Raw genomic sequence first — 10,912 nt, 5'->3', positions numbered from 1 at the left:
GTTAGAAGGAATTATCGACCTTTAACTCCTCTAACTCCTGCAAATGAAAAAGCCGTGACCTGCATAGAGATTACTTCCGGTAAAAGCTGCTGATTATCGCCTGTTATAAACCAGTTTCTTCGTTCGCGGGTCGCGAGAGAATTGTTTCATGAAATCCCACATCAACCGTGCGTCAGGCTTGAAGTTCCAATGACCGTAGTCATTCACAGCCACGACTTTAATCAGCGGAATGTCTCCCTTGTAAAGCACTCCCGCTTCCATCGTGACGCGCTTGTTGGTGGAGATTACTTCCCTGTCCTTGAGTGCCATGCCGAAGGTGGCATCTTTCGAAAAGTCGGGTTGGCTGCTCACTTCCATGCCATTCATGGTCTGATAGGCAGTCCAGGCACAGAAGAAGGCATTGGTGCGCCAATTGTTTTCGCTTACAAAAGGCACAACTTCGTCGTCCGTACCAGTCACAGAGAAATAAGCGGTCTCCACACTGCCACGTTTCTGCACCGCCTCGTTCATCAACGCTTCGCCATTATAACCAAACATATACCGGTCGGGAGTCAGCCCTGCCGACTGGGCACCCACAGCAGCAAACACATGCGACTTGCGTATACCGAGCCCCGTAGCTGTGGCGGCTCCCGCCGAAAGCCCTTCAGCATATACGCGCGAAGGGTCTATCTGCGGATAAGTCTTCAACAGATGATACACCACCTGTTCGATGCCGTCCAGCCCCATAGGAGCATAGCCGTTGCCCTGCCATTCCAGTTCGGCAACAATGAAGTTCTCCTCGGCCGCCAGCTCAATGAAGCCGGATGTCTCAGCCTGTGTACGCGGATCATTGTTGTTGCCATGCAGCAAAAGCAACAACGGCACAGAAGCCTTTTCCGCCTTCAGGGTAGCCTCCGGGTGGAATTCATACCATAGGAAATCGCCCGTCCCGATAAGGTCTTTCTTCATCACACGACGAATGATTCCCCAATCTTCGGGCATGATATACGGCTCCAGCTCATACGTACCATATTGGTCGAATTGAGCTCCCGTGTACCAGGTATGTTCGTAATTGTTGAAACGGTAGTTCTTGCAAAGCAATGTCTTCCAGGCTTCTGCAAAAGCCTCTTTCAAGGAAATGTACTTGTTTGCACTTACCACAACCTGCTGTAACGGCTCCTTCCGGTTGACATAACAAGCCAACCCGTTTTCTTTCCGCACCAGTTCCGCCTGATTCTGCAAGATATAGGTAGCCGCTACCTGCCGACTGTGTGTTCCGGCAATAAAAGCAGGAACGGGGGCGGCACCCTCAACCGTCTTGGCCGGTCGGCCATTCAGCGATACGATACCGGCAACAGCACCTGCATGTGCGGCAATAGCCTTATTGACAAACGTCGCTCCCTTACCTACACCGATTATCTTCAGATTAGTAAAAACACGCATCTTGTTCAGGAAATTCTTATAAGCTTCCAAATCCTTCACCGCATCATACTCCTTTCCCAAGGGATTCACCACACAAACCGTCCCCGAGTAGGTGTGCGCATAGAACGCAATGCCCAATTCGTCCGTCAATGCCGCCGCTTCGGAAGCATCGCACGGCTTGTCCGGATAAATCACGAAAAAAGGGGAAAAGCCGGGGAAACGTCCCTCCACACTCTTGCACGTATCACGCGTAATGTAAACTTCCTGCTCCAACCCAGGAAAACGAACAAACGGAGGAAGCCCTTCAGGGGTTCCACCAGCCCCTTTCATCTGCAATGCAACTACAGAAAACAAGAGCCCAAAAATGAAATTCAGTTTCATAGTATCTTTAACAATTTGTTTTACGACCGCAATATTAGCGAATTGCCCTCAAAGCATTCTTTCCTATTTGTTCAAATGTTTATCCTCCGGTTCAATTTTATTCATTACATTTGCAGTGTTTCTTAAAACCAACCGTATATGGCACATCGTCTTAATACCAACAAACAGTTTATGGTAGGCAACGGCATCCTTGCCTTTGCCGTGATTTTCGTAGTCGTCATCTTTGTTTACATGAGCATGAGGCTGCAACAACAGAAAGCGGAAAACCGCAACTTCATCGAAACCTATACCATCACACTGACGAAAGGCTTTGCCGGAGACTCCACCTCCATCTTCATCAACGACAGCCTGCTGGTGAACCGCACCATGACGGAAGAACCTTTCATCCTCGAGGTGAAACGCTTTGCCGAACAAAGCGCACTGATGATTGTGAACAATGCAACCGAAAAGCTTTCCCTGTTTGAGCTTAGCGAAAAAGGAGGAGAATACCGGTTCGAGAAGGAAGGGGAAGAGATAAAGCAGCTGGCAAAAAATTAGGGATAAAAAGTTTGAGGCATTTTGCTCTCATATTTCGGAGTCCACAAGCAGTTTTCCGACTTACCAACAGTCACCGCAAAGGCACTATACAACTTTTGCAGTGCTACAGCAAAGCACAGTTGCACTGCAAAGGGCATGCAGTAGTTTTGCAATGCAACTGTCTGTAAAGCAGGAACTACTTACCGTAATACACTCATATCAATCTCTAACCATTTATTTTCGTTTGATATTTCCGAAGCTCCGCTCTCAATGCTTGTGCCTTTCCACCGGTCATCCGGTCGAGCAAATCCCAGAAGCGCTCCCCATGATTCATCTCGCGGGTATGTGCCAGCTCGTGCAGTAGCACGTAGTCTATAAGATGCTTGGGAAGAAGCACCAGATAATAGGAAAGATTGATATTACCTTGTGCCGAACAGCTTCCCCAACGCCCGCTACTGGAATTGATTTTCACACTTTTATAAGGCAGATTGTGCTGCATGGAGAGCATATACAGACGGGGAGGAAGGATAATCTTTGCATTCCGGCGCAGAGCCTCTTCAATTACCTTGTGCAGCCAAGCCTGCAGATTCGCATCCGAGAAATCGGCATCAGGAGGACAGATTATCTGCATTTCCCCCAATTCCGAACGGGACAGGAACCGTTCCCGTTGTCCGCTGACCAACGTCAGTTTAAAAAACTCCGTATCAATGCGGTAATCCAAATCAATCAGCTTTCTGACCAGCTTCTGTCTGGCATCCTTCAGACGCGGACGAAGCTGCTCGATGGCACTCTCTACCTCGGCAAGAGAAGTCCGGGGAGGCACAGTCACGTAAATTCCATCTTCCTTTGTACGGAAAGTAAGACGCCGTGCCCGGACATTGACCCGGACAAACAAAGGACCAAGCTCTTTATCTTCTATAATACGGTTTACTGTCATAAATCAAAGCCTCTCCCATAGAGGGGGACAGGGAAGAGACTTTGCAAATGAACAAAGAATCGTCCGAAAAAGCAAGCAAACACTTGACAAAAGCGGACGGGATGTCCGATAATGAACACTGTGCAGAAACAGTTATTCTTTAGTTATCAAAGATTTAAATTTATGGCACAATGATTGATTAAAGTATAACGACCGAACGTCCTTTAAAAAAAAGCATTTCTACATGCAACTTTTTCAAGGCAGATCACGTCTAACTAATAAATATTGAATCGCAAAAAAGAATATGAAAACTCTAACAACATTTATCGCAATCGCCTTATTGGCATTCTGTACAACCGCTTGTTCACAACAACACACATACCGTTCCGGAAGCTTCGGCAGCAAAACGGTCAAGGCAAGCAAGAATTATGTAACCAAAGACATAAAAGTGGACAACTTCACCAAACTGAGTGTAGCCGGCAGTCCCGACGTGACCTACACGCAAAAGTCCGGAAAACCGACAGTGGAAGTATACACCTCGGACAACATTGTAGATTTGCTGGATATCCGTGTCAAGGACAATACCCTCTACGTCGGCTTCAAAAAGAATGTCAACGTATCATACGACAAACTGAAAGTCCGTGTCTCCGCAGAAAAGCTGAACGGTATTGCCGTGGCAGGTTCAGGAGACGTGGAATTGAAAAACGGGCTAAAAACGGACGACCTTAAAATCTCCGTGGCAGGTTCGGGAGACATCAGCGGAAACAATATCTCTTGTACAGACCTCAGTATTTCCATCGCAGGCTCGGGAGACATCAACAGCAGCAATATCACTTGCAATGACCTTCAAGTATCTGTGGCAGGCTCCGGTGACATAAAGCTGAATAATGTAACCGCCAACCTCACAAAAGCATCTGTTGCCGGTTCGGGTTCAGCTATCCTAAGCGGCAGCACCCAAGAAGCAGAATACAGTGTGGCAGGTTCGGGTGATTTGTTTGCTTCCGATTTTGTTGCCAAAAAGGCATCTGCCAGTGTTGCCGGTTCAGGCGACATCAAATGCCATGCCACAGATTTCCTGAAAGTACGCACCAGCGGAAGCGGCAGTGTGGGCTACAAGGGTAATCCGGAACTGGACTATCCGAAAAAAGGACTGTATAAGCTCTAACATTGGAAAAGATAGAATGATTGTAAGCCTAAACTAAATTCTCTCTCAAATAATTACCTACAAAGATGACGAAGGACTCTTGCGAGGAAGTCCTTCGTTCTTTTATTGGAGCAAGACGTCCTTCCACCCAACCTTCAACCACATCGAACATATAAAAACAATAAAGGGACGCTGCATCACGCGGCGTCCCTTCTATCTTAGTTAGTTTTTATAAGATTTTGAGAGAATTGAAACTTCACAGCCTCAAGTTGTTTTAATAAAGTACACTAACTATTATGTTTAAAGCAAATGAAAATGTTATTTTAAAAGCAAATGAAAATATCTATTCCTCGATTTCCTGTTCCTCTTCCACCCGATGCAAGCTGTCCATCACTTGCTGCTCATGAGACACGGACACATCTCCCGAGAGAGCTACCGACGGTGCGGAAATCTGTTTACCGATAGTATCGGCTGCGGCTACTTCCTTCACATCCGAGAAAAATGAATGTTGCATCACATTCCCCATCGAAAAGACCACTGCCACTACTGCGGCGGCTTTGAACAGCGGCATGAAACGTGCGGTCAATGTCAGGCGCTTTGCCTTGACCACCGGAACTTCCACTTCGGCAAGCATCCGGGCATCAAAATCCTCACCCAGATGCACTTCCTGCTGCAGTTGCTGATATACGAACAAGTCCTTGTAGCGAAGCAAGTGCCCGGGAACATCGTTTCCGCTAAAGAAAGCACGCAATTCAATCTCATCTTCCAAAGAAGTTTCGCACTGCCAATAGCGCTCCAAGAGTTGTTCTATATATTTAGAGTCCATAACCTTCTATATCAATAAACGTTTGTTTCACTTTTTGCCGCGCCCTGAAGAGGTTCACTTTTACCTGCTCCTCGGTCAAGCTCAGAACCGCTGCAATTTCTTTATAGCTCTTACCTTCAATATCCCTAAGCTGCATAATCAGCCGCTGTTTTTCAGGAAGTTTGTTCATCAGCCGATGTATCAGCGTCATCCGTTCCTTGTTCACCAGCTTTTCGTAAGGACTCGATGCATCGGAAGCCTGCTCCATTTCGGGTGTCAACTCCAAGGTACGGGAGTCTTTTCGCTCGCTACGGTCTATCGCCAGATTTCTTGCCACTGTCAAGCAATAGGCTTCGATAGAACCGAACTGCGACCACTCGTCACGCTTGTTCCAGGCTCTTATCAGCGTTTCCTGCACAACGTCCTCCGCCTCTGCCCTATCGAACGTAATTCTCAAGGCTAACCGAAAGAGCTTGTCCTTCAGCGGAAGAATGTCATTGCGAAAGCTGAGTTCTTGCATCTCTAAGAAATTGACGGTTAAGTATTCAGAAAGTTACAGCCTACTGCCACTTTTTTTAAATTATTTTCGGATACGGGTTCCACTATTCCCGTTGATGGCTGATGCCAAAGTGATTACGACTTCAGCCACACCGGCATTCAATGCCTCGAAAGAGTTCTCCAATTTCGGAATCATACCACCTTGAATCACCCCATCCGCCACATATTGCTTGAATTCCTCCGGCGTTATCTGTGAAATCACGCTATCATCGTCGTTCTCGTCACGCAGTACCCCCTTCTTCTCAAAACAAAATACCAAAGTAACGTCGAACAAGCCCGCCAAAGCCTTGGCAGTCTCTCCGGCAATGGTGTCGGCATTCGTATTCAGCATGTGCCCCTCTCCATCGTGCGTCAACGGAGCCATTACGGGAACCACACCTTTATGAATGAGGTCTGCCAGGAAAGCGGCATTCACCTGCCTCACATCGCCTACAAACCCATAATCCACCTCCTTTACGGGACGTTTCACGGAATGAATCACATCCATATCAGCCCCCGTCAGACCCAGTGCATTGACACCGCGCGCCTGCAGACCGGCAACGATATTCTTATTCACCAATCCGCCATACACCATTGTCACCACTTTCAGCGTTTCGGCATCAGTGATGCGGCGGCCATTTATCATTTTGCTTTCAATGTCCAGTCGGGCGGCAATCTTCGTAGCCGAGCGTCCGCCTCCGTGTACCAGCACCTTGTAGCCCTCAATGGCTGCAAAGTCATCCAACAACTTATAGAGGGTGGCTTCCTCTTCTACAATTTTGCCACCCACTTTGATTACAGTCAGTTTCTCCATTTTATTCCAAATAAGTATATCCGTACAGTCCGGAACGGTAATTAGACAAAAATTCCTTTCCTTCTTCCACAGAGATGCGCCCTTCCTTGACGGATTGCGTCACCCATGTTTCCAGCGTACGCACCAGTTTTTTAGGATTATATTGCACGTAGTCCAGCACCTCGGCCACCGTCTCGCCGTCAATCAGCTGATCGATGGTATAGCCTTTGGAATTGACGGACACGTGTACGGCATTCGTATCACCGAATAGATTGTGCATATCTCCCAAAATCTCCTGATAAGCCCCTACCAGGAAAACCGCCAGATAGTAGTGCTCCTTGTCACGCAACGAATGCAATGGTAAGGTGGTCGTATCGGCACGCGAACTGACAAAATTGGCAATCTTACCGTCCGAGTCGCAAGTCATGTCCTGCAAGGTAGCCTCGCGGTCGGGTCTTTCGTCCAGCCGTTGTATGGGCATGATGGGGAACATCTGATCGATGGCCCAGGAGTCGGGCAACGACTGGAACAATGAAAAATTACAGAAATACTTGTCAGCAAGTAGCTTGCTCAACTTGCGGAATTCCTCGGGGCAGTGCTTCATGCCGCTGGCAATGGAGTTGATTTCGCGGCAGATACTCCAATAGAGTTTCTCTATCTGTGCACGCGTATTCAAGTCGACGATACCATGGCTGAAAAGGTCGAGTGCCTCTTCGCGTATCTGCTGCGCATCGTGCCAAGGTTCCAGCATGCTACGCTGGCTCAGGTTGTCCCATATATCATACAGTTCCTTCACCAGTTCGTGAGCATCCTCTCCCGGTTCCCAATCGTCGTCCATTTCGGGCAGGGAAGCCGTTTCCAGCACTTCAAAGATAAGCACAGAGTGATGGGCAGTCAAGCTACGTCCCGTCTCAGTAATGATATTGGGATGAGGAAAACCGTGTTTGTCGGCAGCGTCGACGAAGGTCGACACCACATCGTTGACATATTCCTGAATAGAATAGTTAACGGAGCTTTCGCTGCTTGAAGAACGTGTACCGTCATAATCAACCCCCATGCCACCACCGGTATCCACGAATTCAATGTTGAAGCCCATCTTGTTCAGTTGCACAAAGAACTGCGAAGCTTCACGCAAAGCATTCTTGATACGACGTATCTTGGTTATCTGACTGCCGATATGGAAATGTATCAGCTTCAGACAGTCCTTCATATCTTTCTTCTCCAAGAAGTCCAGCGCTTCGAGCAGTTCACTGGATGTCAGTCCGAACTTGCTGGCATCTCCTCCGCTTTCTTCCCATTTGCCACTTCCGCTGGAAGCCAATTTAATGCGAATACCTATATTGGGTCTCACCTTCAATTGCTTCGCCATCTTGGCAATAAGATTCAGCTCATTAAGTTTCTCTACGACAAGAAAGATGCGTTTGCCCATTTTCTGTGCCAACAGTGCCAGTTCAATGAAGCTCTCGTCCTTATATCCGTTACAAACCACGAGGGAACCCGGGTCTGTATTGACCCCTATCACAGCATGCAACTCCGGTTTTGAACCCGCTTCCAGACCCAGATTGAACTTCTTCCCATGGTTAATCATCTCTTCCACCACGGGACGCATCTGATTCACTTTAATGGGGTAGATGATAAAGTTCTCTCCTTTATATCCGTACTCGTCAGCCGCCTGCCTGAAGCAGCAGGATACCTTCTCGATGCGGTTGTCCAGAATATCGGGAAAACGCACCAAGACCGGAGCCGCCACATCACGCAACTGCAACTCGTCCACCAACTCTTTTAAATCGACGGCAACTCCATCCTTACGCGGTGTCACCACAACATGACCTCTGTCATTGATACCAAAGTACGAAGTGCCCCAACCAGTTACGTTGTACAGCTCTTCTGAATCTTCAATACGCCATTTTCTCATCAGTACATTTACTATTAGACTATTTACAATTTACTATTTTCCCACAGTAGTGTGTCTTATAAAGGGGGAGACAAAAATACACATAAATCTAATATATCCAGCTCTTCGGACTGAAGAATACACACTTACAAGGAATTAAAGTCCTAAAAGTTGGCGTAACCGTTGCACAGATTCGTCAATCTGGCCGCGGCTCTCCAGATAACCAGCATCAAAGCGATAACGGGCCTGCGAGTAGAAAGGCGCACGCTTATCCAACGCCTCCACAATAAAGGTGCGCAAATCCTCGTCCGTCTTGCCTTGCAGGATGGGGCGTTGCAGCTTCGCCACCCGAAGCCGGCGGAATAGAATATCGGGATGCACATCCAGGAACACAGTCTGTCCGCAACCGTTCATGTACTCCATATTGTCAAAAAAGCAAGGAGTACCACCGCCAGTAGAGACCACGACATCCTCAAATTCCCCTACCTCATGCAGCATGTTTCGCTCCAATTCACGAAAAGAAGCTTCTCCCCGCTCGGTGAACAATTCACGGATTGATTTGTGAAAACGTTCTTCGATGTACCAGTCCAAGTCGATGAACGGCACACTTATTTCGCAGGCAAAAGCCTTTCCTAAAGTAGTTTTACCGGCTCCCATATAGCCGGTCAAGAAAATACGTATCATATCCGCTACGAATTACAGGTTTCCCGCAAAGGTAGCAATTCCAAGCTGAAAACGCCTCTGTATCAGAGGAAAATTTTGATACGATTGCTTAAATCTTCGAATTCCTTTTCTTCCGGTTCACCGGTGGGTGTGCCGAAGGGCATCTGTGCAATCAGCATCCAGTCGCCGGGCAGGTTCCAGATGCGGCGTACCTCGTCGTTAATCAAAGGATTGTAGTGTTGCAGGGAGGCCCCCAACCCCATGTCTTCCAGCATAGTCCAGATGGCAAACTGATGCATGGCTGAGGTATGCTGTGACCAAGTAGGGAAATTATCTTTATAGGAAGGAAACGCTTCCTGCAACTTCTTGACGACAGAAGTATCCTCAAAGTAGAGGACAGTACCGTGTCCGCCGGCAAAACAGCCATCAATCTTAACTTCCGTCTTGGCAAAGGCCTCGGCGGAGATACGCGCTTTCAAGGTTTCCTTCACGATGCTCCACAATTTCTTATGTTCGTCGCCCAGCAGCAATACAATTCTCGTAGACTGTGAATTGAAAGCTGAAGGCACATTCTTTACGGCTTCACGAATAACGTGTACTACTTCTTCATCCAGCACCGGCGAATCACTGCCGATAGAGTAATAACTACGGCGATGCGCCATGGCTTCTGCAAATGTTCTCTTCATTTTTGTACTTTCTTTTAAATTTTCATTTATTCATTTTCTATCCGCCATACAAAGAAACAAATGAAAGAGGGAAGTGGTTCGGATTTTCTTTTTTACCTTTGTCCGCAGTTATGAAAAAAAGAAAATACTACGTCGTATGGGCGGGAGTCAGCCCGGGCATCTACACCTCTTGGACGGACTGCCAACTGCAGACCAAAGGCTACCAAGGAGCGAAATACAAATCGTTCGAAACACGTGAAGAAGCAGAAAAAGCCTTTGCCTCTTCGCCGTACGCGTACATCAAGCGGTCGGCTCCCTCTCCTGCCAAGACTACTCCCGGCGCCGACGCTCCCCTTCCCGCCGCCGTCGCAGAAAACAGCCTTGCTGTAGATGCTGCCTGCAGCGGAAATCCCGGTGCCATGGAGTACCGGGGAGTACACGTCGCCAGCCGTCAGGAAATCTTTCACTTCGGGCCGATGTACGGTACCAATAATATCGGAGAATTTCTGGCCATTGTTCACGGATTGGCCTTGCTGAAGCAAAAAGGCTTCGACATGCCCATCTACAGTGACAGCGTGAACGCCATCAACTGGATAAAACAGAAAAAATGCAAGACCAAACTGCCACGCGACGCCAAGACCGAAGAGCTCTTCCGCCTGATAGAACGTGCGGAGAAGTGGTTGCGCGAAAATACCTATACCACCCGCATCCTGAAATGGGAGACGAATCAATGGGGAGAGATACCCGCTGATTTCGGACGGAAATAATTTATCCACTAAGGTTCATTTTACTATAAATGAGTCTAAAATATCATTGATTCTTTTTCGCATCTCCGAATGCACTCTCTATATATCTTCTGATATAAAAATCATCACTTTATGCACAATATCACCACTTTATTGTAGCAAGTAGAAACGAGGTAGGCAATGAAACATCCTGCACCCTAAAATCGGGTTGATATAAAGGAACACCTCTCCACAAAAAGGGGATGTGTCAAAACACCAAAAATATGAAAATCACCCCTGTCACAGATATCTGTAGCAAGGGTGATTTTGTTAAAAGGAGGGTTTTGACACATTTACATTTGCAGTATTAAATATCACAACAAAATATAAGTGTATATTTGAAAAGTAGAGTTGCAGTGAACTAACTTTGACACTAGTCTTAAATGACTATAGGCTGAATCAGACTGCAACT

Annotated in this window: 11 protein-coding genes; 3 read left to right on the top strand and 8 right to left on the bottom strand. The window is 47.3% G+C overall.

All coding sequences use genetic code 11. The features are described from left to right. Positions 1 to 93: 93 nt before the first annotated feature. Positions 94 to 1,782 carry a PHB depolymerase family esterase gene (locus HU824_RS06520; RefSeq protein ID WP_176468415.1) on the bottom strand — a complete coding sequence of 563 codons (1,689 nt, stop codon included), beginning with the start codon at positions 1,780 to 1,782 and terminating at the stop codon, positions 94 to 96. Positions 1,783 to 1,920: 138 nt separating this feature from the next. Between HU824_RS06520 and HU824_RS06515 the strand changes: the two genes are divergently transcribed. Next, entirely contained in the window at positions 1,921 to 2,319 is a 399-nt protein-coding gene (locus tag HU824_RS06515; RefSeq protein WP_176468414.1) for a hypothetical protein, read from the top strand. A 205-nt stretch (positions 2,320 to 2,524) separates the two neighbouring features. On the opposite strand, the gene HU824_RS06510 is transcribed toward HU824_RS06515, so the two are convergent. Then, positions 2,525 to 3,235, bottom strand: a complete 711-nt coding sequence (locus tag HU824_RS06510; RefSeq protein WP_176468413.1) for a SprT family zinc-dependent metalloprotease — start codon at positions 3,233 to 3,235, stop codon at positions 2,525 to 2,527. Positions 3,236 to 3,518: 283 nt separating this feature from the next. On the opposite strand from HU824_RS06510, the gene HU824_RS06505 reads away from it, so the two are divergent. Beyond that, positions 3,519 to 4,379 (top strand): head GIN domain-containing protein, encoded by an 861-nt coding sequence (locus HU824_RS06505; RefSeq protein ID WP_176468412.1) that lies wholly within the window; start codon positions 3,519 to 3,521, stop codon positions 4,377 to 4,379. A 322-nt stretch (positions 4,380 to 4,701) separates the two neighbouring features. On the opposite strand, the gene HU824_RS06500 is transcribed toward HU824_RS06505, so the two are convergent. The 6 genes from HU824_RS06500 to HU824_RS06475 all read right to left on the bottom strand — a co-directional run bounded on the left by HU824_RS06500 (position 4,702) and on the right by HU824_RS06475 (position 9,736). Beyond that, positions 4,702 to 5,184: a hypothetical protein gene (locus HU824_RS06500; protein WP_176468411.1), complete on the bottom strand. Its 483-nt coding sequence runs from the start codon at positions 5,182 to 5,184 to the stop codon at positions 4,702 to 4,704. Then, a complete protein-coding gene (locus HU824_RS06495; protein WP_136008639.1) occupies positions 5,174 to 5,683 on the bottom strand; it encodes an RNA polymerase sigma factor in 510 nt (169 codons plus the stop codon). Before HU824_RS06495 ends, HU824_RS06500 begins: the two co-directional genes overlap by 11 nt. Positions 5,684 to 5,743: 60 nt before the next feature. After that, entirely contained in the window at positions 5,744 to 6,514 is a 771-nt protein-coding gene (gene argB / locus HU824_RS06490; RefSeq protein ID WP_176468410.1) for an acetylglutamate kinase, read from the bottom strand. 1 nt (position 6,515) lies between these two features. After that, on the bottom strand, positions 6,516 to 8,408 hold the full coding sequence (gene speA / locus HU824_RS06485; protein ID WP_136008641.1) for a biosynthetic arginine decarboxylase: 1,893 nt from the start codon (positions 8,406 to 8,408) through the stop codon (positions 6,516 to 6,518). A gap of 135 nt (positions 8,409 to 8,543) precedes the next feature. Next, complete coding sequence (locus tag HU824_RS06480) at positions 8,544 to 9,071, bottom strand: shikimate kinase (protein ID WP_176468409.1); 528 nt, start codon at positions 9,069 to 9,071, stop codon at positions 8,544 to 8,546. 62 nt (positions 9,072 to 9,133) lie between these two features. Beyond that, positions 9,134 to 9,736 (bottom strand): nitroreductase family protein, encoded by a 603-nt coding sequence (locus HU824_RS06475; protein WP_176468408.1) that lies wholly within the window; start codon positions 9,734 to 9,736, stop codon positions 9,134 to 9,136. A 110-nt stretch (positions 9,737 to 9,846) separates the two neighbouring features. Here HU824_RS06475 and HU824_RS06470 point away from each other — a divergent pair, with 110 nt between their 5' ends. Next, positions 9,847 to 10,482, top strand: coding sequence for a viroplasmin family protein (locus tag HU824_RS06470; protein WP_176468407.1), 636 nt, complete (start codon positions 9,847 to 9,849; stop codon positions 10,480 to 10,482). Positions 10,483 to 10,912 lie beyond the last annotated feature (430 nt).

This window comes from Bacteroides sp. L10-4 (genome assembly GCF_013373675.1).
GTDB classification, from domain to species: domain Bacteria; phylum Bacteroidota; class Bacteroidia; order Bacteroidales; family Bacteroidaceae; genus Bacteroides; species Bacteroides muris.
The sequence above is the reverse complement of the archived record's forward strand: the minus strand, read 5'-3'. Positions and strand labels throughout refer to the sequence as shown.

Excerpts from the sequence above, each read along its gene's own strand:
- HU824_RS06520 (WP_176468415.1), bottom strand. The coding sequence starts at position 1,782 with ATGAAACTGAATTTCATTTTTGGGCTCTTGTTTTCTGTAGTTGCATTG.
- HU824_RS06515 (WP_176468414.1), top strand. The coding sequence starts at position 1,921 with ATGGCACATCGTCTTAATACCAACAAACAGTTTATGGTAGGCAACGGC.
- HU824_RS06510 (WP_176468413.1), bottom strand. The coding sequence starts at position 3,235 with ATGACAGTAAACCGTATTATAGAAGATAAAGAGCTTGGTCCTTTGTTT.
- HU824_RS06505 (WP_176468412.1), top strand. The coding sequence starts at position 3,519 with ATGAAAACTCTAACAACATTTATCGCAATCGCCTTATTGGCATTCTGT.
- HU824_RS06500 (WP_176468411.1), bottom strand. The coding sequence starts at position 5,184 with ATGGACTCTAAATATATAGAACAACTCTTGGAGCGCTATTGGCAGTGC.
- HU824_RS06495 (WP_136008639.1), bottom strand. The coding sequence starts at position 5,683 with ATGCAAGAACTCAGCTTTCGCAATGACATTCTTCCGCTGAAGGACAAG.
- argB (WP_176468410.1), bottom strand. The coding sequence starts at position 6,514 with ATGGAGAAACTGACTGTAATCAAAGTGGGTGGCAAAATTGTAGAAGAG.
- speA (WP_136008641.1), bottom strand. The coding sequence starts at position 8,408 with ATGAGAAAATGGCGTATTGAAGATTCAGAAGAGCTGTACAACGTAACT.
- HU824_RS06480 (WP_176468409.1), bottom strand. The coding sequence starts at position 9,071 with ATGATACGTATTTTCTTGACCGGCTATATGGGAGCCGGTAAAACTACT.
- HU824_RS06475 (WP_176468408.1), bottom strand. The coding sequence starts at position 9,736 with ATGAAGAGAACATTTGCAGAAGCCATGGCGCATCGCCGTAGTTATTAC.
- HU824_RS06470 (WP_176468407.1), top strand. The coding sequence starts at position 9,847 with ATGAAAAAAAGAAAATACTACGTCGTATGGGCGGGAGTCAGCCCGGGC.